A 22213-nucleotide genomic window follows, 5' to 3' on the forward strand; every position below is an offset into this window, starting at 1 on the left:
ATGACTGCAACGACCTTTATCCACACGTCCGACTTCCAACTGGGAATGACCCGCTGGTTCTTAAAGGGGGAGGCGCAAGGTCGTTTCAACGATGACCGCGAGTCCGCCATCATGCACCTAGGCCAGCTCGCGGAGGAGGTTGGCGCGCAGTTCATCGTCGTTGCGGGCGATGTATTTGAACACAATGCGCTCTCCCGGGAAATCTTGGCGCGTGCCACCGAGATGTTTAAGCGCTTGCCCGTGCCTGTATATGTGCTGCCGGGAAACCACGATCCGCTGGTCGCGGACTCGGTATTTTATCGTACCAGCGCAGATAATGTGCACGTCATCGCGGATTCAGAGCCCATCGAGGTGGGCAAGGGCGTGGAATTGGTGGGCGCGCCGTACCTGTCTAAGCGCGCCAACCACGATTTGGTGCGCCAGGCGTTGGAGCCGCTTGAACCCACGGAAGGAATCCGAATTGCCGTGGGCCATGGCCAGGTGGATTCGCGCTCTAGCGGGGGAGATGCCGATACCATCGACCTGGAATTCGTAGAGCAGTGCTTGGAGCGCGGGGTGATCGATTACTTGGCGCTGGGCGATACCCACTCGACGGCCAGCCTGGGAAAGACCGGCCGCGTCTGGTTCTCTGGCAGCCCGGAGACTACGGACTTTAAGGAATGTTCCACCGGTGGCGGCGAGGCCGATTCCGGGAATGCGCTGGTGGTAAGGATTGAGGGGGAGGACATAGACATCGATAAGCGCAGCATCGGGCGCTGGACTTTTGAAGCCCTCGATGCCTCCGTCAATTCCACCGAGGACGTCGAGCGCTTCCTGCGCAGCCTGGAGGAGTACCCGGATAAGGTGCGCACGGCGATTAAATACAGCCTGCAGGGGACCCTCGGTATTGCGGCGCACGCCCGGCTGCAGCGCGGGCTGGATGAGTTGGAGGCGGTCTTCGCCTCGCTGCGCCCGCGCGAGCGGACCATGTACCTGTTCTTGGAACCGAGCGAAGACGAACTAGCCAACCTGGATATTTCCGGCTATGCCGCCGACGCCCTGCAGGAGCTGCTGGATAACCGCGAGGATCCGGTGGCCCGCGACGCCGCCAACCTGCTATTTCGCCTGGAAGGATAAACCACATGCGCATCCACAGCTTAGAGATTAAAAATGTTCGCGGCATCGAGCACCTGGTTTTAGATGACCTTCCAGAAACCGGGGTGGTGGTCATCCACGGCGAGAACGAGGCCGGTAAGTCCACCATCGTGGAGGCCCTCGATGTGGTGCTGACGGAAAAACACACATGGACGAAAGCTACAAAGGACTTGCAGCCGGTAGGCAAGGACGTTTCACCGGAGGTCATCGCGGATATATCAGTGGGGGAGTACCGCTTTCGCATTGCCAAGCGCTGGCTGAAGAAGAAGTACAGTGAATTGGCCATCTCGTCCCCGCGCCACGCGCAGTATACCGGCCGCCAGGCCGATGATGAGCTGGATCAGATCTTAAGCGAGAACCTGGACCGCCAGCTTCTCGATGTCCTCTTTATGCGCCAGGATGACTCCAATGACGCCATCTCCGCAGCGGGCATTCCCACGTTGACGCAGGCCCTCGAGCAGGAGTCCGGCTTGGCTGAAGACGAGGTATCCGGCGACGACTCCCAACTTTTGGGCAAGGTAGATAGGGAATATAAGCGCTACTACGGAGCAAGGTGGGGCAAACCGGCTGGCGAATACAAGAAGGCCCAGGAGACCTTGGAGCGTGCCGAGCAAGAGCTGGAGGAAGCAACCGCTGCGGTGCGCGGGCTCGATTCCGTGGTGGAGCGCTACGAGCACCTGGAACACCAGCAAGAAGAGGCGGAAGCGCAGCTTCCCGCTGCCCGCAAGGATCTCGCAGAGAAACAGTCCGCCGCGGACGAGGCCGTGAAGGCCCAGCACCAGGTGGATGCACACAAGGCCGAGCTCACCCGCGCCAAGGAGGATTTCCAACGCGCGAAGGATGCGCAAACCCAGCGCCGGGAGATGGCAGAGGCGCTCGAGGCCGCTGGCACGGCGCAGGCGAGCGCCTCGGATAAGCTCGCGGCCGCCCGCGAGAAGGCCGCAGAGGAAAACGAGAAGAAAGAAGCGGTGGAAAAGAAACTGTCCACCGCGAAGGAGGACTACGCCACCGCGCGCGCAACGCTCAAACAGGCGCGGGCGTATCAGGACAAGGAGACCTTTAAGCGCCTGGATAAACGCCTGCTCAAGGTAGAAGAATTGGTACGTGGCGTGGAGAAGGCCCAAACGGAGATAGCCCAGCGCGGGCGCGAGATGACCGCCGCGGATGTCGAGGAACTCCGCAAGGCGGATGCCGATCTGTCGCTGGCCAAGCGCCTGCACGATGCCACCGCCGCTAAGGTGGAATTTTCCGGGCCTGAGGGCGCGGAGATTGGGGTGGATGGGACGCAGGTGGACATCGGCAAGCAGCCCGCAATTGAGCTTGTCGATGGCCGCGAGATCACCATCGGCGATATCACCGCCCGCTTCGTGGCTGGCGCGTACTCTTCCGATAAGACCCAGCGCGAGGTGGATCAGGCCGAGGCGCGTTTGCAGGAGCTTTTCGATGCCACCGGCGTGGAATCCATCGCCGCCGCAGAGAACCTGCACGAGGCGCACAGCGAGCAGAATGCCGCCTTGGATGTGGCAACGCGCAAGCTCGAAAGCGAGTTGGGGCCGGATGATTTAGGTGAACTGCGCGCCCAACACGCGGCGCTCAAGGAGAAGGTCGCCGGCCTCGATGATGCCCCTGCCAAGGATTTATCCGCTGCGGAGGAGGCGGAGGAAGAGGCGCGCGAGCTTGTCGATGCCCTCGACCGCGAGCTTATTCCCTTCCGCGATAGCCGCATCGCCCACGACGTGGTGCGCTTAGAAGCCGAGCTTGAGGCCGCCAACGAGAAGGCCGAGCGCGCCGAGCGCGAGCTGGCCGAAGCGCGGGAGAAAACTTCCGATGCCGGCTTGGCAGAAGAAGCGGAGCGGTTGGGTGCGCTGGTGACCCGGCTGCAGGAACAGCTATCTGAGATGGAGGCCGTGGACCTGGCCACCGCTCAGAGCTTGGTGGAGGGTGCGCAATCGCACCTAGAGTACCTGCAGAACCAGGTGCAAGATACCAAGGTGGAGCTGGGCAAGCTGTCGAGTGAAATTAATTATCACTCCGGCGCGGCAGAGCGCGAGCAGCAGGCGCAAGCGGAAGCAGAAATGGCGCAGGCGGTGCTAGAAAGCGTGGAAAAGCGCGCGCTGGCGGCACGCTACCTGCGCGAGTTGCTGCTCAAGCACCGCGATGCCGCGCGCCAGCGCTATGCCGAGCCCTTCGTGGCGGCGCTCGCCCAGCTGGCCCGCACTATTTACGGCGGGGATATCAGCTTTGAATTGGCGGACGATCTCTCTGTTACCGCGCGCACCCGCGATAATGAAACGGTGGCCATGACCAGCCTGTCTGGCGGCGCGCGCGAGCAGCTGGCCATCCTTACCCGCTTTGCCATCGCGCGCTTGGTGGCGGGGGAGGAAACCGTGCCGGTCATCGTCGATGATGCGCTAGGCTCCACCGACGCCCACCGCCTGCAACTCATGTCCACCTTGTTCTCACAGGTGGGCCGCGAGAACCAGGTTTTGGTCTTTACCTGCATGCCGCAGCGCTATTCGCGGGTGCTCGGGCGCAGCGAGCGCGACATCGCCATGCTGAAGGGGGTAATCTAGTCCTTATGTCTGAACAAACCCGCTGGTTAAACGATGATGAACAGGAGCTATGGCGCCTATTATTGGCTGCGACCCGCAAGATAGATAGGGGCATGGACGAGACCCTTAAGGCGGGCGGGGAGATTTCCGTCTCGGAATTCGCGGTCTTGGCATCCCTTTCGGAAGCCCCAGATCAGCACCTGCGCCTGCGCGACCTGTGCACGGAACTGGCCTGGGATCGCTCGCGCGCCTCCCACCAGGTCACGCGCATGGAAAAGCGCGGGCTCTTGGTCAAGGAAAAGACCACCGATGATGGCCGCGGGGTCAACGTGCACATCACGGAGGCTGGGCTCCACCACCTCGAGCGCGCGGCCCCCGAGCACGTGGAATCCGTCCGGCGGTTGGTCTTCGACCACCTCCACGAGGATGACGTTCCCGCGCTCAAGCGCTTTTTCCATGGGGTATTGCAGGTCAATAATATCCCCGGCTATTCGGGATTCGTCCCGGATTCTTTATTGAATGGAGGAAAATAATACCGCCATGATGGGCCAAGAACTTTTCGAGTACCCGAAAAAGCAGCATAAAACGTATGGCTTGACGGCCTTGGGTGAGCTGGGCCAGCGTATTGGCGATCCAGAGGCTTTTGCTGAGGACCGTGCCGATGCCGATCAGCTTGCTGCGATGGAGGAAGCCCTGGAAACCTATCCCGATTCCGCGGTGACCTTTGATGAGGATGCCAATGCCTGGATCGTGGGCGCGGAAGAGGATATCGAGAAAATGTTCGCGGACCGCGAGGCATTCCTCGAGGCTTTATTAAATGATGAAGATCCGGGGATCTAATGCCACCGCGGAGACCATAAACTGTTAAGATACTTTTAGTTAATCTTCGGTGAAGTGAGAGGTTTTATCATTATGAACGAGCGCGAGGCTCAAGAACAACGCGAGGCAGCGGCCCGCCAGCAATCCGAGGGCTGGGTTTCCGTTTTTGTCCAGTGGATTCCCTGCATGCTGCTGTCCGTAGTGCTGCTCGGCGCCATGTTCTTTGGCATGTACTACATCGAGCACGGCACCCTGGATATCACCCAGCCGATCACCAACGAATTCATCGTTGAGTAATTCGGCGCAATAGAAAAATCCGGCCTCCCTTGGAAAGTGGGAGGCCGGATTTATTTTTATTTCTTGAGCACCTGGCGCCAGGTCATCTTCTTGCCGTTATTCAAGATGGCACGGCGGTAGATGCGCGCGACAACGATGAGGATCAGCGCGGTAACTACAGCGAGGACCGCATAGCTTCCCGCCAAGCCCAGCCAGCTCATATTGCCGCCAGCAACTTGGAGGGGAGCGACCAACATGGAGACCGGCGGCACCCAGCCGATGACCTGCATCCAGGTGGCATCCAAGTTGGTCCAGCCAAACATGGGGACATACATGGTGGCAAAGACGATGAGCAGGATGGGCATCTGCGTCGATTGCAGATCCTCGGTGCGCTGCACCATGGAGCCGGCTGCGGCATAGAGGCTGCCGAAGAATAAGAGACCGAGGATTTCCCCGACGAGCAGGGCAGCGATTAGACCATAGTCGAGCTGGATTTCGCTTGCTGCGCCAGTAAATGCCAGGGAAGCCACGCCGCCGGCCAAGATGAGGAAGGTGCCGAGCAGCCCGATGATGGTATTGCCAATGACCTTGCCTGCCAAGAAATCCACCGGGCGCACCGTGGAAAGGATTATTTCGACCACGCGCGAAGACTTCTCTTCGGTAACGCGGCCGCCGATGAGCCCTGCGAAGGTCATGATGGAAAAGACCACCACGATGGCGGCGATAAGGACGATGGCAACATTGCCCATCTGTTCTTCGGAGGCCTCATCTGTTTCCAGATCTACCGCGGTCACCTTGGTCGATGGGGTGGCGTCGGCAAGGTCTTGGGCATCAATATTCAGCGTATCTAGTGCCTCTGCCTGCGCCTGCGCCGCGACCACTTGATTGACCGTGGTGGAGATCGTGGTGGAGACGGTGCCGTTGGCCAAAAGCTCCCACCCCTCGTCGTCGGCGGGCACGAGGGCGGCGTCGACGTCGCCGTCATCGATAAGCTGCACCGCGCTATCCCGGTCATCTGCGGCCTGCGTCTCCAGTCCGGAATCAGCGAATGCGTCTGCCTCCAGGCCCACCACGGCGACGGAATCTGGTTCATCGTCACCACCGGACAGCAAGTCAATGATGATAGGGGTGGCGATGGCACCAATGATAAGCAGCAGCATCATGATGACAACGGATTTGGTCTTAAGGGCAACCGCCATCTCGCGCTTGGCGACGGTCCCTATGGTCTTCATTGCCGAATACTGCAAGGGCTAGGCCTCCTCGGTGGTGGTGCTGGTGACGACGTCTTGGAATAGCTCGGTAAGGTCTGGGACCTTGAGGCCGAAGGAGTGGACGGGGCCAGCGGCCATGGCAGCGCGCAAGATGGCTTGGTCATCGGTGCCGTCATCGGCTTCGAGCACTACGCCCTGGTCCGTTTCCTCTACTAGGTGGGTGCCCTCCGGATACCAACCGCGGGCAGGGGTTTCCACCGCATAGCGCGAGGCCCCTTGGGTGCGCAGCTCATCTACCGTGCCCTCTGCCACCATGCGGCCTTGCGTGACGATGCCCACGTGGTCGCACAGGCGCTGCACCAAGTCCAGTTGGTGGGAGGAAAAGATGACCGGCACCCCGCGGGCGGCGCGCTCGCGCAGCATGTCAGACATGACATTGACGGCGACGGGGTCCAAGCCGGAAAAGGGCTCATCCAGAATCAACATATCCGGATCGTGAATGAGGGACGCGGCCAGCTGCACGCGCTGCTGGTTGCCCAAGGATAAATCATCCAGCTTGTCGTCCTGGCGCTCACCCAGCCCCAACTGTTCCAGTAGCTCCGTGCCGGATTTCTGGGCGGCCTGCTTGCTCATGCCATGCAGGGTGCCCAGAAAAGTCAGCTGGCTAAGCAGCGGTTCCTTGCCGTAGAGTCCACGCTCTTCGGGCATATAGCCAATGCGGCGGCGATTATCGTCATTAATGGGGGAGCCATCGAAATAAACCTCGCCGGAGTCTTTCGCGAGCACGCCCAGCGCGATGCGCATGGTGGTGGACTTGCCCGCGCCATTGGAACCGACGAAACCGAAGATCTCGCCCTCCTGCACGTTAAAGGTCATATCCTGCAGCGCGCGAACACTGCCAAAAGATTTATTGAGATGGTCGATTTCTAAGGTGGGCAAGGGGTCTCCTCCATGTCGCGCCTATACTGCATAACTGTCGTGGTTCTAAGTACCTTAGTATTTCATAAGCCTAATAGTTTGACAATGGAATCCATCGAAAGCCAGGTTGCATGGGTCAAGCCCCTGCTGAGTAGGTAGGAATAGAAAGTGCTATCTAGGTGCTGTAACGTTAAGAACATGCAGGAAGGGGGTGCACAATGAAGCAATTCACTGCCCGCCAAATCGCAGAATGGCTCGTAGCTTGGGCTGAAGAAACCGAAGAAGCCGAGCTGACACCACTGAAACTTCAAAAGCTCCTCTACTATGCAAAGGGGTTTTACATGCCAGCCTCCGGAGGGGTTCCTCTCTTCAATGAACGGATGGAAGCATGGGCCCACGGACCTGTCGTTGTAGACATCTACCACGAGCTTAAAAAGTACGGTAAGAGCCCCATCGACCCCGATACGTTTATTTCTGATGACTTCAACTGGGACGATTACCGGCCTGTGGAAGATACCTTGATTGAAGTATGGAATAAGTACGGGCCCTATTCCGCATGGGCTTTACGTAATAAAACCCACACGGAGTCGCCTTGGAAGAAAAACTTCGTTGAAGAAGAACGGGGGCTCGAGGTTTCTGATGCAGACCTCAAAGAGTACTTCGACTAGATATGGGAAAGAAAAGTAAGAGACGTAGCACTCGGCCTGCCTCAAAGAGCCAAAGTGGTGCCGATACAAGCGTCTTGAGTGCCATAAGAGCAGCATCAAACGAATACCCACTCCTGTCCACTAGGTTTTTGCAGAGCGGATGGGGGTTCGGGCAAATGACCGATAGAATGCGCAGAGAATTCCTCGACAAATGGCACAAACGGTCACTAATTTCTTGGACAGAGTTTGTTAATCACCACAGGCACGGCCTCGGCTCAGAATTTATCCCGAAAAAGGAAATCAAAGCTCAAATCCCTAGGCAGTTCCAAGAGCTAACCAAATTCCGCGTGTTCCGACACCAAGAAAACCTTCCATTCGTTGGCTGGAAAGACGGTGGAATTTTCTATGTTCTATGGATAGAGACTAAATATGGGGATCTTTACTCACATTAAAGCGGAGCCCGCGACTTTGACCTTGCTAGACCCAGCCCGTCTCACAATTTTCGTTCGGCGTTCGGGATGATTGGTCCTTCCTGAACCCTCGGTGGCTACATAATCCGAAAACGGGGCGCATAGTGAAACCCCTCGCTGGCAAAAGCGAGGGGCTAAAAATTTTGTGTCCCCGACAGGGATCGAACCTGCGACCTTCGGTACCGGAAACCGATGCTCTAATCCGCTGAGCTACGGAGACATCGCTGGGAAAATTCCCAACGATGTGATTCTAGCGCATCGGCAGCCGCGGAACTAAATCAGGCCCGGTGCGTCTGCGGTGGTTACCTCACCGGTGCGCAGATAGTGCACGCCAATCTCATCGACGGCCTTATTACCCAGCGCAAAGTGCCCGTGGCCGGGGCCGTGGACGGTGACGACGCGCGATTGCATGGGCTGGGAGAGTGCCTCGTGATACTGGTACGGGGTCTGCGGATCGCCCGTACCTTGGATTTGCAGCGGTTTGGTGGCAAGGTGCGAGCCATCGAGTGGAGCCCCGCCTGTAACGGGTCCGCGGCCGCCGCACCCGGCGCCAGATCCATACATGGAATTAACCAGGGAGAAAATATCGCCGGTGACAAAGTTGGACCATAGATAAGTGGGGAAGAGCCACGGGTTGCCGGCGACGGTGTTCTCGTTGCAGACGATGAGGTTTTGCATATTCATCATCTGGATAGTTTGCTGTTGCACCGCGCGGGCAAGCTCCGGGTCATCGACGACCTCGAGGGGCGTGCTGCCGTTTAAGTACTTGGCAAACTCATCCCAGTGCGCGGGCATAGGAACGACCTCGCGGGTCTTACCCAAGGTGATTGAGGCGCGCTGGTCCGCTTGTGGGTTAAGCGCCTTGTTGGCGAGGAATTCCGCCTGTACGCGCAGCTCACCCGTGGCGGTCATGATGTCCGCGCCCGGCTGGCCGGCGAACTCGAGCCCTGGGGGAAGGTCGCCGATTTTCGCATCCGGTGGCAATACGGTGGGACGGGCACCGGCTTCCATGGCGACTTTCTGCGACCACTTTTCATAGACCTGAAGTGGGGTAGTGCCTAAGTGATAGGTGGCGTCATTATCCGCAATGAACTGGAACAGATCGTGCAGCGCATTCTCATAACCCTGCTGCTGCGAGGCGAAGATGCCGTTCCACGCCAACTGGGGGCTCATGCCGGAATCGAGCAGCACCTTGCCGGTGTGCTGCGGATACTTGGTGGCGTAGGCGGAACCAAGGTAGGTGCCGTAGGAAACACCGGCGATGTCAATGACGTCCTCGCCCAGCGCTTGGCGCACCATCTCCCAGTCTTGGGCGGTATTGGCGGTGGTTAAAGAGTTGGTATAGCCAGGGGTATTCTGCTCGCAGGCGTCACGAGTAGCCTTGCCAATCTGGGTGGTGGCCTCGATGGGATTGAAGTTCGGGGTGGTAGCGCAGTCCACCGGGGTGGAACCGGGCAGGCCGCGCGGCTGGACGCCGATCAGATCCCACTCGTTGCGAATTTCCTCGGGCCATTCGACGGCATCGTTTCCAGCCCAAGAATAAGCGTCGCCGCCTGGGCCACCTGGGTTGGTAAAGAGCGCGCCGCGGCGCGCATCTGGTTGTGCCGCGGGCACGCGAACGAACCCGACGCTAATGGTGCCGGCCGCGGGGTTATCGTAGTAGGTAGGCACCTCTACCCGGCCGCACTCGGCGCCATTGAGGTTGACCTGTTCGGGGCAATCCTCCCAGGTGATGTCCGGCTCCGTCGCCGCGGCGGTGGGGGCTGCCACGCCCAGCGCGAGGGCGCTAGCGCACACTACGGTAGAGATTTTTCGAGAAAAAGAAAGCATAAGCTAAAGCTCCGACTCCTATAACGTTTGTCAGAGTTAGCTTATGCTTCTTTCAGGTTCGTGGCAGGAATTTCCACGTGACGGGTGCCCTAACTCGGCACCCTAGCCACGCTACTTCACAATAATCACGATCAGATCGCGCGGGCCGTGCACGCCTTCGACGCGCGAGAGCTCGATATCGGAGGTCGCGGAAGGGCCAGAAATCCACGTTGCGGGCTCGTCAGGGTTCATCCGGGAAATGACCTCGGGGATACCGTAGACAATCTCGTCGCGGCGGACGATACAGATGTGACGGTCCGGTACCAGCGTCAGGGCGCGGCGGCCGCAGCGGGAATCGGACTGCAACACAATGGTGCCGGTCTGTGCGGAGGACACGAGGGACTCGGTGACGACGGCATCGGCATCGTCAAGCTCGCGCGGATCCGCGTCTTCGTCGTCCGGGCGGGCAGGAAGGCCATCAAAAAAATCGGCATTCATGCCTGGGGCGTAGCGGATGTCGGTGCAGTTGCGGTCGTGGACGATGGTATCCAGCGTCTTTTTCAGATCGCGTTCCTCCGTGACGTGGACTTCTGCCTTGTAATCCTCGAGGCGATCGACCAGAATTTCGCGCAGTTCATCATCATTCAGCGTGCCTTCGCGCTGGTATTCGCGCGGCACATCGACGTGATCTGGGAGCCCAGCCTGTTTCTGCGCCGAACGAATGCGGTTTAGGATGTCTTGCTTTGCGCTCACTTGGTGGCCTCCTTACGGGCATTAGCCAGCAGCTCTTTGCCTTCATCGGAGTCGAACCATTGGCGGAAGGATTTCTTCGGCGGAATCGCGGTATCGCGGCCATCGGACCAACCGGACATAAATAGCGGCAGCGACTCGATGGTGCCGTTGAATCCGCCCATCACGCGGCCAAGTGCCACGAGGTGGGTGACCTTATCCCACATCTTCGGGTTGTCCCAGAGCAGCTGCACCGTCTTGAACAGCTTCGGCTCGATCGGCGAGGCAGCGTGGGTGACCTTCTGATGGCGGTTTTCCACGATGACATCAGAAAGCGGAATCTTCACCGGGCACACGTCATCGCAGCGCCCGCACAGCGAGCAAGCATACGGCAGGCTTGCTGATGGATCGTTGTGGTCCTTCATGCCGGTAAGCTGCGGAGTCAGCGAGATACCGATGGGGCCCGGGTACACGGAGCCATAGGCGTGTCCGCCGGCGCGCTCGTAGACTGGGCAGACATTGAGGCAGGCCGAGCAACGGATGCACTTTAGCGCCTGGTGACCAACGGGCGAAGACAGTGCTGCGGTGCGCCCATTATCCAGCAAGACGATGTGGAAGTTCTGCGGGCCATCGCCCTCCGTCACACCGGACCACATGGAGGTATAGGGGTTCATGCGCTCCGCGGTGGAGGAACGAGGCAGCAGCTGCAGGAAGACTTCCAGGTCCTGGAAGGTAGGCACGAGCTTTTCGATGCCCATGACGGTAATCAGCGTTTCCGGCAACGTCACGCACATGCGGCCATTGCCCTCAGATTCGACAACGTTGACGGTGCCGGTTTCTGCCACACCAAAGTTGGCGCCGGAGATGGCGACCTTGGCCTTCATGAATTGCTGGCGCAGGAACTGGCGGGATGCCTCGGCCAACTCGGCGGGCTCGGCCTTCAGCGAGTCGTCCGTATTGGGCATTTTATCGACGAAGATATCGCGAATTTCCGCGCGGTTTCGGTGAATTGCGGGCACCAGAATGTGCGATGGCATATCGTCACCAAGCTGGACGATGAGCTCTGCCAAGTCGGTTTCCTGGGCGTGGATTCCGGCGTCTTCGAGGTGCTCGTTCAAGCCGATTTCCTGGGTAGCCATGGACTTAACCTTGACTACGTCGGTTTCGCCCGTTTCGCGGATGAGACCTTCAATGATCTCGTTGGCTTCCTTGGCATCGCGTGCCCAGTGGACGATGCCGCCGCGGTCAGACACGGCCTTCTCAAATTGCTCGAGCAATTCCGGCATGCGGGCTGCGACGTCCTCTTTGAGGGCAGAGCCGGCGTTGCGGAGCAGCTCCCAGTCATCCACTTCCTGCACGGTGTTAGCGCGCTTTTGGCGGATGGTGGTGGTCGCGTGCTGCAGGTTATGACGCTGGGTAGCGTTATTCAGCCCGACGTGCGCGAGCGGGACGAAGGCCTTGCTGCCGCGCAGGTTGCCGTAGCCTTCAGGGGCGCGTGGTGGGGTGGTGTCGAGGAAAGAGGTCATTAGAGCATCGTCTCCTTGGAGTAAGCGGCGGAGTTTGGCTGCCACGGGTGTTCCTTCGTGGAGGCCAAAATCTCTGCCATGTGTAGGGCGCGAATGCCGGAGCGCTGGCGGTGGAGCGCGCCGCCGATATTCATCAGGCAGGACGAGTCACCAGCGGTAACGTACTCGGCTTGGGTGTCTTTAATGTGGCGGGTTTTATCGGAGACCATTGCCTGGGACACCTCTGCATTCTTCAGGGCAAACGTGCCGCCGAAGCCGCAGCACTCTTCGCTATTGGCTAGTGGTGCCAAGTCGATGCCCTCGACTTCTTGCAAAAGCTTGTAGGGGCGGTCTTCCAGCTTAAGGAAGCGCAGGCCGTGGCAGGCTGAGTGGTAGGTCACTCGGTGTGGGAAGAAAGCGCCGACGTTGGTCACGCCTTCAATATCGACCAAAAATTCCGTGAGATCGTAGGTCTTTCCCGCGGTCTTCTGCGCGCCATCGACATCGGCGGAAGTGCCGAAGCGGTCGGCAATGCTTTCGTGGCGGTCGCGAACTGCTGCAACGCAGGAACCGGAGGCGGCCACGACGTAGTCAATGGAAGGATCTGCGAAGGCATCCGCATAAGAGCGGATCATCCCCAGAGTTTCCTTTTGGTAGCCGGTGTTGATGTGCATCTGGCCGCAGCAGGTTTGCTCCTCCGGAAGGACAACTTCGTGACCTAACCGGGAGAGAACCAATGCCGTCGCCTTTTGGACGTCCGGGAAAAGGGTGTCACCAATGCAAGTAGAAAAAAGCGCAATGCGCATACGGTGCTCCTTATTAGTTTTTAAGTCATGGAGGTGTCATTAACACTACACATTCACTGCGTGGAATGTAGTGTGAATCACGTTCTACCAGCATATATTTTGTAATATATATCGCAATATAGGTTTGCCTAAGAGGTCTATTAAATGAGTGATCTCCGCCCGCGGAAATGTTAGCCAGTGCTTCTTTTCGCACGTGTCGGGGCAGTGAACTAGACTCTTGCCACATGACTCCAGCTGATTTGGCCACCTTAGTTAAAGAATCCGCCACCGAGGTCATGGCAGAACATGACCTAGACGCGTCCGTATTGCCGGAATCTGTCACGGTAGAGCGCCCCCGCAACCCAGAACACGGTGACTACGCCACCAACCTTGCACTGCAGGTGGCCAAGAAAGCCGGCGCGAATCCGCGCGAATTTGGTGGCTGGTTAGCGCAAAAATTAGCCCAGCACGATGCCATTGCGGAAGCCGATATTGCCGGGCCTGGATTTATTAATATCCGCTTAGCCGCCGCTGCCCAGGGTGAGATTGTCGCCCAGATTCTGCAGGCAGGCGCGGACTACGGTTCGAATGACTCCTTTGCAGGCAAGAAGATTAACCTGGAATTTGTGTCTGCCAACCCCACGGGCCCGATTCACCTGGGCGGGACGCGGTGGGCCGCCGTCGGCGATTCGCTAGGCAGGGTACTCACGGCTTCCGGTGCAGAAGTCACCCGCGAGTACTACTTCAATGATCACGGCGGCCAGATCGATCGCTTCTCGCGCTCCCTTGTTGCCGCAGCTAAAGGCGAGCCCACGCCGGAGGACGGCTACGGCGGAGATTATATTCGCGACATCGCAAACGCGGTTGTGGAAAAGAACCCCAACGCGCTCGAGGGCGATGCTGCGCAGGTGCAGGAGGCCTTCCGCGCCGATGGCGTAGAGATGATGTTTGCCCAGATTAAGCAGTCCCTGCATGAATTTGGCGTGGACTTTGATGTCTACTTCCACGAAAATTCACTGTTCGAATCTGGGGCGGTGGACAAGGCGCTTGAGACCCTGAAGTCTGAAGGTCACCTTTATGAGGCGGACAACGCGTGGTGGCTGAAATCGACCGACTATGGCGATTCTAAGGATCGCGTCGTGGTGAAATCGGACGGCAATGCCGCGTACATCGCCGGCGATATCGCCTATGTGGCCGATAAATTCGACCGTGGCCATGACCTCAATATCTATATGCTGGGCGCTGACCACCACGGTTATGTCCCGCGCTTGAAGGCGGCGGCAGCTGCCTTGGGCTATGACGCCGATGGCGTGGAGGTGCTCATTGGTCAGATGGTCAACCTGTTGCGCGATGGCAAGCCGGTGCGCATGTCCAAGCGCGCGGGCACTGTGATCACCATTGAGGATCTGGTCGCCGCCATCGGCGTCGATGCATCGCGGTATTCGCTGGTGCGATCTTCTGTGGATCAGTCGATCGATATCGATCTGGGCCTGTGGGAGTCGCAGTCCTCGGATAATCCGGTCTACTACGTGCAATACGGACACGCGCGGTTGTGCTCGATCGGGCGCAAGGCAGCGGAGCTGGGAGTTAGTTCCGAAGGTGCGGACCTGTCGCTGCTGGAGCATGAGCGCGAAGGCGACCTTATCCGCACCCTCGGCGAGTTTCCCGCCGTGGTGGCAGATGCCGCGGAACTGCGCGAGCCGCACCGAGTGGCGCGCTATGCCGAAGAGCTGGCGGGCGTGTTCCACCGTTTTTACGACACCTGCCAGGTCCTGCCCAAGGCGGGGGAGGAAGAGCAGCCCATTCACAGCGCACGCCTCGCATTGGCGGAAGCATCCCGCGTCGTCCTGTCCAATGCCTTGACCATGGTGGGCGTGAGCGCACCGGAGAAGATGTAAATGGCTGATTTCAACGAGCTACCCGCGCACGTGTGGCCGCGGAACGTGAGCCGCCAAGAGGACGGCGTCGTTACCGTGGCGGAAGTGCCCTTGCCGGATTTGGCAGAGGAATTCCAGACTCCGCTCTACGTCTTCGATGAGGACGACTTCCGCTCGCGGTGCCAAGATATGGCGCGTGCCTTCGGCGGGCCGGATCACGTGCACTATGCTTCCAAGGCGTTCATTTCCAAAAAGGTAGTGCAGTGGGTCAATGAAGAGGGCCTGTGCCTCGATGCTGCCGCGCTCAATGAATTAAAGATTGCGCTCGCCGCAGAGTTCCCAGCCGCGCGCATTACCGCGCACGGCAATAATAAGGACGAGGAATACCTGCGCCTGTGCGTGGATGCGGGCGTGGGCCACGTGGTCATCGATAATGAGCAGGAGCTCGAAGAGCTCAACCGTATCGCCGGTGAGGCGGGCGTGGTGCAGCCGGTGATGATTCGCGTCAAGCCGGGCGTGGACGCGCATACCCACGAGTTCGTGGCCACCTCGCACGAGGACCAGAAATTCGGTATTTCCCTGGCCACGGGTGCGGCTTTTGCTGCCGCGAAGCGCTGCCTCGAGGTGGATAACCTCCACTTGAGCGGACTGCACTGCCACGTGGGCTCCCAGGTCTTTAATGCTGAGGGCTTTAAGCTCGCCGCCGAGCGCGTGCTGGAGCTCTACCGCCAAATCCACACCGAGCTGGGCGTTGACCTTGCCGAGCTGGATTTGGGCGGCGGCTTTGGTATTCCATATATGCCCTATGAGGAAGCGCTGGATATTGACCGCGTGGCAAAGGACATGCTGCGAGCTGTGGACCAAACCGCGGAAGAACTCGACATTAAGGCGCCGTTCCTCCTCGTGGAGCCGGGTCGCTCCTTGGTGGCGGGTTCTGCCGTGACCGTCTACCGCGTGGGCACGGTCAAGGACGTGGAAACCGGCAAGGCCGATTTGCCGGTGCGCCGTTATATTTCCATCGACGGGGGAATGTCCGATAATATCCGCCCCGCGCTCTATGGTTCCGAATACGATGTGCGCCTGGTGAACCGCTTTAGCGATGGTGAGATGGTGCCCTCGCGCATCGTGGGCTTCCACTGCGAATCCGGCGATATCTTGCTAGAAGAAGGCGAATTGCCCAATGATATCCAGTCGGGGGACTTGCTCGCCTTCGCGGCCACCGGTGGGTATCAGTACATGATGTCGTCTCGGTATAACGGCGCGGTGCGCCCGGCTGTGGTGGCAACGCGCGTGGGAAATACCAAACCCATGCTGCGGCGCGAAACCATCGAGGACCTCTTGTCCTTGGAAGTGGATTAAGTCAGTACTACCCCCGTTAAGCAGGTGCCGCATTCGGCCCGTGCGGCGGGGGTTTTCTGTAGCTGAACGAATATTATCCCCCGCATGTCGCAATATAGACAGCTCGTTCTGTATAGTGTCCTGTAGCCGCGTAAAGCGGGGGACATTTTCCACCACTAAACCAACATGGAGACGGACTATGGATGCTTCAAACAGTGAGCTACAGCTACATTCGCGTACCGGCAAGGGCGAAGGCGAAACCGTTGGCATTGCACTGCTTGGATTCGGCACCGTGGGCGCGGAAGTCTTCCGCCTCTTAGATGAAAATGCGGATGCCTTTGCTCACCGCATCGGCGGGCCGGCAGAGATCCGCGGCATCGCAATCCAGAACAAGAACAAGCTGCGCCCGGGCGTGCCTAATGAGCTGCTGACTGATGATGCCAAGGCCCTGATCTCCCGCGATGATATCGACATGGTGGTGGAGGTTATCGGCGGTATCGATTTCCCGCGCGAGCTGGTTTTGACCGCGCTTAATTCCGGCAAGTCTGTGGTGACGGCTAATAAGGCGCTCGTTGCCGCGCATGCTGATGAATTGGCCGAGGCTGCGGAACGCTCCGGGGTTGACCTCTACTTTGAGGCCGCCGTGGCCGCCGCCATTCCGGTTGTGGGTATGCTGCGCCGCTCCCTGGCGGGCGACCAAATCGAGCGCATTTCCGGCATCGTCAACGGCACGACCAACTACATCCTGGATGCCATGGAGTCCACCGGCGCCACCTATGACGAAGCCCTGGCGGAAGCTACCCGCTTGGGCTATGCCGAGGCGGATCCCACCGCGGACGTGGAGGGCCACGACGCAGCATCGAAGGCCGCCATCATGGCCTCCATCGGCTTCCACACCCGCGTGAAGTTCGAGGACGTGCACTGCGAGGGCATTACCGATATCACTGCAGACGATATCGCCGCGGCAAACGATGCCGGCTATTCCATCAAGCTGCTGGCCATTTGTGAGCGCCTCCGCCGCGAGGATGGATCCGAAGTGGTCAACGCGCGCGTGCACCCGACCCTGGTGGCTAAGGATCACCCGCTGGCTTCTGTCAGTGAGTCCTATAACGCCATCTTCGTCGAGGCTGAAGCCGCCGGGTCGCTCATGTTCTACGGCAATGGTGCCGGCGGCAACCCTACTGCCTCGGCAGTGCTTGGCGATGTCGTCGGTGCCGCCCGCAATATCGTGCACGGCGGTCGCGCGCCTGGCGAGAATACCTACGCCAACCTGCCCATTGCAGACTTTGGCGAGGTCGATACCCGCTTCCACATCGATATGGAAGTCCAGGACCGCGCCGGCGTCTTGGAAGCCATTTCGGCGCTCTTCGCACAGCATGGGGTATCCCTGCGCACCGTGCGCCAAGAAGACGGCGAGGACACCGCGCGCCTTATCGTGGTCACCCACGCCGCCAAGGAAGCAACCCTGGAAAACATCGTCTCCGCCTTGGGCGAGCTCGATGAGGTCAAGGCCGTTCACTCGGTCATCCGCCTGGGCAGCTAAATCGGTTCGATATATTAGTCACCATGAGCATCGAAGTTGAAGTCGGCACCAAAGCGATAGTCACCGTCCCCGCCTCCACGGCGAATTTGGGACCGGGATATGACACCCTCGGCATGTCACTGAGCATGTACGACACCGCCGAGGTGGAGGTCATTCCCTCCGGCCTCGAGGTGGAGATTTTTGGCGAGGGGGCAGAAGAGCTCCCACGCGATGGATCGCACCTGATGGTCAAGGCCATCCGGTCCGCACTATCTGCCGCCGAAGCCACGGTGCCAGGGCTGCGCGTGGTATCGCATAATACGATTCCCCAATCGCGCGGCTTGGGCTCTTCTGCCTCCACGGCGGTCGCCGGCGTGGCCGCGGGCAATGCGTTGGCAGGCAGCCCGCTGATCCAAAAACAGCTGGTGCAATTGTCCTCGGCGTTTGAGGGACACCCGGATAATGCCGCGGCCTCGGTGCTGGGCAGCGCCGTGGTCTCGTGGACGACGGTGCCCGTCGATGGCCGCTCCTTGCCGGAATACAAGGCCGCTACCATCAACGTGCATCCCGATATCCGGGCGACCGCGTTGGTGCCGGATTCCCACGCCTCCACCCAGGCGGTGCGCCGCGTGCTGCCCTCGCACGTGACGCATTCCGATGCCGCCTTTAACGTCTCCCGCACCGCCGTCCAGGTAGCCGCATTGCAGAATTACCCGGAATTACTGTGGGAAGGCACCCGCGACCGCTTGCACCAGCCGTATCGCGCAGACGTGCTCCCCGTGACCGCGGAGTGGGTGAACCGCCTGCGCAACCGCGGGTACGCCGCCTATCTTTCTGGGGCGGGGCCGACGGTGATGGTGCTGCACACGGAGGACATCGACGAGAGCATTCTTGATGATGCCCGCGAGCAGGGCCTGCGCGTCTTCGATCTCAAGGTCGCGGGCCCAGTCCGCGTGGAAGTTACACAGGCTTAATCTCGATCTGGCAGACCTCGGGGCGCTGCATCGGGGTTAAGGCAATGTCCGTGTCCGTGCCGCTGGCTTCTTGCAAAAAGCCAGCGTGTATGGCGCAGACAAAGGGGCTCGGCGTGGTCCCGGAGGAGACGAACGGGCAGGCATTCAGCTCGATTTCGGAAGGATCCGCGCCCTGCGAAGGATCAAACCCCATATCGCGCAGGGTGGCAAAGAGGGTATCGAGCGCGCCGCTCTGGATATCCGCGCCCGTAGCGCGCGCCCATTGCCGCCCCAATTCCCGGGCCTGTGGGGAAGAGAAATCATCGAGCTCTTCCTTGCCCGCGAGCATGGAGGTCAGCACGCTAATGAGGCTGACGTATTCCTCTGCGATGGCACGGTTATCCGGCACGCGGGCCTGGTACACCAGGGAAGGGCGCCCGCGCCCAGAGCTGCGTTCTGGAACGGCGGTGATGGCGCCAACCTGAATGAGCTCATCGATGTGCCCGCGCGCGGTATTGACGTGCATGCCTAAATCTTTTGCTACCTCCGCTGCACGGGCTCCTCGCGAATAATGCTGCAGCTGCGTGAGCACCTCGCGCTGCTTAGGAGATAGCTTGAGCGCTTCTGGGAAAAGGTCGGAGCTGGGGCGTGGGAGCGAATTGGGCATGCGATTAACTTCGTATCTCTGGGTGCTGATGAGGGGCTTGATTAACAGAAATCTTATCTTTAGCCACGCTATAGGATACGGTATTTCCTGTATCAATGCCTAAAGCCGTCTGCCTACTGACCGGCACGGTAATGGTGTGTCCGCCCATATCCAGGCTCAGCCGGGCACCCGCCATGCTGGCCGCTTCCACCGCGATGACCTTGGTAGACCAGTGATTGACCCCGGTAGAGGCTTCAGAGGTAAGGTGCATGTCGCTTGGCTTAAACGTGACCACTACCTTATCGCCGGCGCGGAGATCGCTCGCGTCACCGGTGATGGTTGTGCTCCCGCAAGAGACGATGGTCTCGGTAGCGGTGGCGGCTTTGACGGTACCTTCTACGCGGTTGAGCCCGGCGATGGAAGCCACGAAGCCGGTGGGCGGGACATCGAGTAAATCCGCAGCCGAGCCGTGGGCGATGACGTTGCCGGAATTCATGACCACCATGTCATCGGCAAGCCCAGCAATATCCAGCGCATTATGGGTCACCAGCAGCGTGGTCCGGTCGCGGCGGGTGGCGCGCAGGAAGCGGCGCCACTTGCTGGCGGATTCCACGTCGATGGCCGCCAAGGGCTCATCTAGAATCAGGATGGCGGGCCGCGCGGCGAGCGCGCGGACGAAGGCGACTTGGGCGGCTTGGCCGCCGGAAAGGGCTGGCACGGGGACATCGTTAAGCTCACGCAAGCCCGCAGCCTCCAGCAACTGCGTGGCGCGCTGCTTATCGCGGGTGACCATCGCGATGGCTTGGTTGGCGGTAGCCTGCGGCGGCAGGCCGGGGCGCTGGGTCAGCAGGACGATGTCATCCTGGTTGGCGCTAATCTCCGCGCCGGTCAGACGCCCGGCGATGCGGCTCATCAGCGTGGTTTTGCCCGATCCATTGGAACCGACGATGGTGGTGATCGCGCGCGGAGTAAATTCAGTCGTCTCCCCATCCGCCGTGACGGATAGGGCAGGGGCATTATCCGGGGCGGTCAGGGCGCGGAGTTTCTCGTAGTCCATGCTGTGCAGCTCGCGGGCCTGCGCCTGATAGGAATGCTGGAGGAGCGAGGGCAGCCCGGCGAGGGCGAGGCAGACAATCGCCATCGCGATGAGGATGGCGGAGAGCACGTAGGCGCCATCGGTATCGACCTCGCGCTCCAAGTAAATGCCGAGCGGCATCGTGCGGGTCACGCCCGGCTGGGAGCCCGCGAAGGTCAGCGTGGTGCCGAACTCGCCGAGGGACCGGGCAAAGGCAAGGCCGGCGCCGGTGGCCAAGGCAGGGGCGATGGAGGGGATGGTGATTTTGCGCAGTACCTCCCAGCGGGAAAGGCCTATGCTGGCGGCAGAGGCCAAAATCTCCTGATCCAATTGGCGCAGGGCGGAATCGACCGCCACCACGACGAAGGGCAAGGCGACGAAGCACTGCGCGGCGATGACGCCCGGGAAAGCAAAAGCAAAATGGAAGTCGATGGCGTCAAGAAGCGGGGACAAATAGCCCCGGCGGCCAATGGCGGCGGTCAGCGCCAAACCGCCCACGACGGGTGGCATGGCCAGGGGCAAATAGATGAATAGGCGGATAACGCCGCTGCCCCGGCCAAGCTGTTGGACCCATAAGGCAAGACCGGTCCCCAGTACCATCGCCAGCAGCATTGATTGGAATGCCGCGGTGAAGGACAGCTTGAGCATGTCCCAAATTTCCGGTTTGGCGAGGTATTCGCCGATGCGGTCCCACGGTACGCGCAGACCCAGCGAGGCTACGGGAACGAGGATAACAACGACCGCGATGAGGCCGATAAGGCCGATAACGAGGGGAGACTGAAGGCGAATGGGCTGGGGAGGGGTCATTGATTAATCTGCTGGGTTAAAGCCGTACTCTTCCCAGGTCTTATCAAAGTCATCGGCCAACAGGTCGAGGACCTTTTGTGCCTCTTCTGGGTGCTCAGCCTCGGCGGAGACTGCGCCCAGGATCTGGTTGGCAAACTTATCAGCATCCGGGATCTCGATGACCTCTACATCATCGCCAGCGGCCGCGGCGTCGGTGGAGTAGACCCAGCCGGCATTGGCCTCACCGGAGACGACTTTGCCCAAAACGTCAGCGACCTGCTGCTCCTGGGAGGCGGGCTTTACGTCCAGGTCGTTTTCTTCGATGATCTGGGAAGAGATATCGCCGCAGGGAACCTGCGGGTCACAGATGACGAAGCGGTCTTCGTTCTGCAGATCCTCGATGGAGTGGATATTGCCCGGGTTGCCCTTCGGTACGACCATCACCATGACGTTGGTGGCAAGCACCTTCGGGTCCTTCACAGTTCCGTCATTGATTGCCTTGTCCATGGTCTTTTTGGACGCGGTAAGCAGCAGGTCCGCAGGAGCGCCCTCGCTCAGCTTATTGACCAAGTCAGAAGAGCCGCCATTTTGGAACTCGAGGTCAACCGGGGTGTCGAGCTCGGAAGCGCGCTTTTCTAGTTCGTCGTTGATGACGCGGGTGGATGATGCAGCCAAGAGGTTCAAGCTGGTCTGCTCTGCATCGGAGGTGGTGGAGGTATCGGGAGAGCAGGCGGAGAGCGCCAAGCCGGTCGCAGCAACGGCGGCTGCGGCAAATTTCTTATTCATAGTGAATGCTCCGTGTTATGTAGGCAACAGGGTATAAGAGATGGAGTTATCAGCACATAGCGTATCGACTTGCAAGGAAATACGTTACGAAATTCGCGTGAACTTGATGTGATAGTCGTTTTCTTCTTCCTTGAGGTACGACAGCTCAAATTTCTCCGCGCGCTCTTCTACTTCCTTGAGCAGCGGCAGCGGGTTGTGCGGGGCGATGAGGACCATGGCTTGGCCCACGTTCAGCGTACCCAAAGCGCCGTGGATGGCGCCGTGGCGCACGGCGTGGGGGATTTCGGTGGCGTTGAGCGTGGGGATGGAGTTCTGCTGGGAGGAATCGGTGATGGGAAGTTCCATGGCGAGGATCATCCTTTCGGAGGTGGGGCG

At 59.8% G+C, this 22213-nt stretch carries 20 protein-coding genes and 1 tRNA gene; 10 read left to right on the forward strand and 11 right to left on the reverse strand.

Annotation, left to right across the window (positions count from 1 at the left end; genetic code table 11):
- The 5 genes from QP908_RS01805 (at nucleotide 1) to QP908_RS01825 (ending at nucleotide 4802) form a co-directional block, all read left to right on the forward strand.
- Complete coding sequence (locus tag QP908_RS01805; protein WP_239267818.1) at nucleotides 1–1116, forward strand: metallophosphoesterase family protein; 1116 nt, start codon at nucleotides 1–3, stop codon at nucleotides 1114–1116.
- 5 nt (nucleotides 1117–1121) lie between these two features.
- Nucleotides 1122–3707 carry an AAA family ATPase gene (locus tag QP908_RS01810; protein WP_239267816.1) on the forward strand — a complete coding sequence of 862 codons (2586 nt, stop codon included), beginning with the start codon at nucleotides 1122–1124 and terminating at the stop codon, nucleotides 3705–3707.
- Between the two features lie 5 nt (nucleotides 3708–3712).
- Complete coding sequence (locus QP908_RS01815; RefSeq protein WP_239267814.1) at nucleotides 3713–4219, forward strand: MarR family winged helix-turn-helix transcriptional regulator; 507 nt, start codon at nucleotides 3713–3715, stop codon at nucleotides 4217–4219.
- Nucleotides 4206–4526 carry a molecular chaperone GrpE gene (locus QP908_RS01820; RefSeq protein ID WP_239267812.1) on the forward strand — a complete coding sequence of 107 codons (321 nt, stop codon included), beginning with the start codon at nucleotides 4206–4208 and terminating at the stop codon, nucleotides 4524–4526. The genes QP908_RS01815 and QP908_RS01820 overlap by 14 nt, the downstream gene beginning before the upstream one ends.
- Before the next feature lie 72 nt (nucleotides 4527–4598).
- A complete protein-coding gene (locus QP908_RS01825; RefSeq protein ID WP_023017763.1) occupies nucleotides 4599–4802 on the forward strand; it encodes a hypothetical protein in 204 nt (67 codons plus the stop codon).
- A 56-nt stretch (nucleotides 4803–4858) separates the two neighbouring features.
- Here the strand turns inward: QP908_RS01825 and QP908_RS01830 are convergent, their stop codons facing one another.
- Both QP908_RS01830 and QP908_RS01835 read right to left on the reverse strand, forming a co-directional pair.
- A complete protein-coding gene (locus tag QP908_RS01830; RefSeq protein ID WP_284771524.1) occupies nucleotides 4859–6013 on the reverse strand; it encodes an ABC transporter permease in 1155 nt (384 codons plus the stop codon).
- Between the two features lie 18 nt (nucleotides 6014–6031).
- Entirely contained in the window at nucleotides 6032–6931 is a 900-nt protein-coding gene (locus QP908_RS01835) for an ABC transporter ATP-binding protein (RefSeq protein ID WP_239267808.1), read from the reverse strand.
- A gap of 197 nt (nucleotides 6932–7128) precedes the next feature.
- On the opposite strand from QP908_RS01835, the gene QP908_RS01840 reads away from it, so the two are divergent.
- Nucleotides 7129–7578 (forward strand): Panacea domain-containing protein, encoded by a 450-nt coding sequence (locus QP908_RS01840; RefSeq protein WP_239267806.1) that lies wholly within the window; start codon nucleotides 7129–7131, stop codon nucleotides 7576–7578.
- Nucleotides 7579–8173: 595 nt separating this feature from the next.
- On the opposite strand, the gene QP908_RS01845 is transcribed toward QP908_RS01840, so the two are convergent.
- From QP908_RS01845 to QP908_RS01865, 5 genes are all read right to left on the reverse strand, one after another.
- A tRNA-Arg gene (locus QP908_RS01845) sits at nucleotides 8174–8247 on the reverse strand.
- A gap of 53 nt (nucleotides 8248–8300) precedes the next feature.
- Nucleotides 8301–9857, reverse strand: a complete 1557-nt coding sequence (locus tag QP908_RS01850; protein WP_239267804.1) for an alpha/beta fold hydrolase — start codon at nucleotides 9855–9857, stop codon at nucleotides 8301–8303.
- 111 nt (nucleotides 9858–9968) lie between these two features.
- Nucleotides 9969–10589, reverse strand: coding sequence for a LutC/YkgG family protein (locus QP908_RS01855; protein WP_284771525.1), 621 nt, complete (start codon nucleotides 10587–10589; stop codon nucleotides 9969–9971).
- Nucleotides 10586–12091, reverse strand: coding sequence for a lactate utilization protein B (locus tag QP908_RS01860; protein WP_284771526.1), 1506 nt, complete (start codon nucleotides 12089–12091; stop codon nucleotides 10586–10588). The genes QP908_RS01855 and QP908_RS01860 overlap by 4 nt, the downstream gene beginning before the upstream one ends.
- On the reverse strand, nucleotides 12091–12876 hold the full coding sequence (locus tag QP908_RS01865; protein ID WP_239267798.1) for a (Fe-S)-binding protein: 786 nt from the start codon (nucleotides 12874–12876) through the stop codon (nucleotides 12091–12093). The genes QP908_RS01860 and QP908_RS01865 overlap by 1 nt, the downstream gene beginning before the upstream one ends.
- Nucleotides 12877–13100: 224 nt before the next feature.
- On the opposite strand from QP908_RS01865, the gene argS reads away from it, so the two are divergent.
- From argS to thrB, 4 genes are all read left to right on the forward strand, one after another.
- The gene (gene argS / locus QP908_RS01870) at nucleotides 13101–14753 is read left to right on the forward strand and encodes an arginine--tRNA ligase (RefSeq protein ID WP_239267796.1); all 1653 of its coding nucleotides are present in this window, start codon (nucleotides 13101–13103) and stop codon (nucleotides 14751–14753) included.
- The gene (gene lysA / locus QP908_RS01875) at nucleotides 14754–16091 is read left to right on the forward strand and encodes a diaminopimelate decarboxylase (protein WP_239267794.1); all 1338 of its coding nucleotides are present in this window, start codon (nucleotides 14754–14756) and stop codon (nucleotides 16089–16091) included.
- Between the two features lie 178 nt (nucleotides 16092–16269).
- Nucleotides 16270–17613, forward strand: a complete 1344-nt coding sequence (locus QP908_RS01880; RefSeq protein WP_239267792.1) for a homoserine dehydrogenase — start codon at nucleotides 16270–16272, stop codon at nucleotides 17611–17613.
- A 23-nt stretch (nucleotides 17614–17636) separates the two neighbouring features.
- On the forward strand, nucleotides 17637–18566 hold the full coding sequence (thrB, locus tag QP908_RS01885) for a homoserine kinase (RefSeq protein WP_239267790.1): 930 nt from the start codon (nucleotides 17637–17639) through the stop codon (nucleotides 18564–18566).
- Here the strand turns inward: thrB and QP908_RS01890 are convergent.
- From QP908_RS01890 to QP908_RS01905, 4 genes are all read right to left on the reverse strand, one after another.
- The gene (locus QP908_RS01890) at nucleotides 18553–19212 is read right to left on the reverse strand and encodes a helix-turn-helix transcriptional regulator (RefSeq protein ID WP_239267788.1); all 660 of its coding nucleotides are present in this window, start codon (nucleotides 19210–19212) and stop codon (nucleotides 18553–18555) included. The genes thrB and QP908_RS01890 overlap by 14 nt on opposite strands.
- Nucleotides 19213–19216: 4 nt before the next feature.
- Complete coding sequence (locus QP908_RS01895; RefSeq protein ID WP_239267786.1) at nucleotides 19217–21073, reverse strand: ATP-binding cassette domain-containing protein; 1857 nt, start codon at nucleotides 21071–21073, stop codon at nucleotides 19217–19219.
- A 3-nt stretch (nucleotides 21074–21076) separates the two neighbouring features.
- A complete protein-coding gene (gene modA / locus QP908_RS01900; protein WP_239267784.1) occupies nucleotides 21077–21838 on the reverse strand; it encodes a molybdate ABC transporter substrate-binding protein in 762 nt (253 codons plus the stop codon).
- Nucleotides 21839–21922: 84 nt separating this feature from the next.
- Complete coding sequence (locus tag QP908_RS01905; RefSeq protein WP_239267782.1) at nucleotides 21923–22183, reverse strand: DUF2249 domain-containing protein; 261 nt, start codon at nucleotides 22181–22183, stop codon at nucleotides 21923–21925.
- Nucleotides 22184–22213: the final 30 nt, after the last annotated feature.

Origin of the sequence: Corynebacterium sp. MSK204 (assembly GCF_030229885.1) — a bacterium.
Taxonomy (GTDB): domain Bacteria; phylum Actinomycetota; class Actinomycetes; order Mycobacteriales; family Mycobacteriaceae; genus Corynebacterium.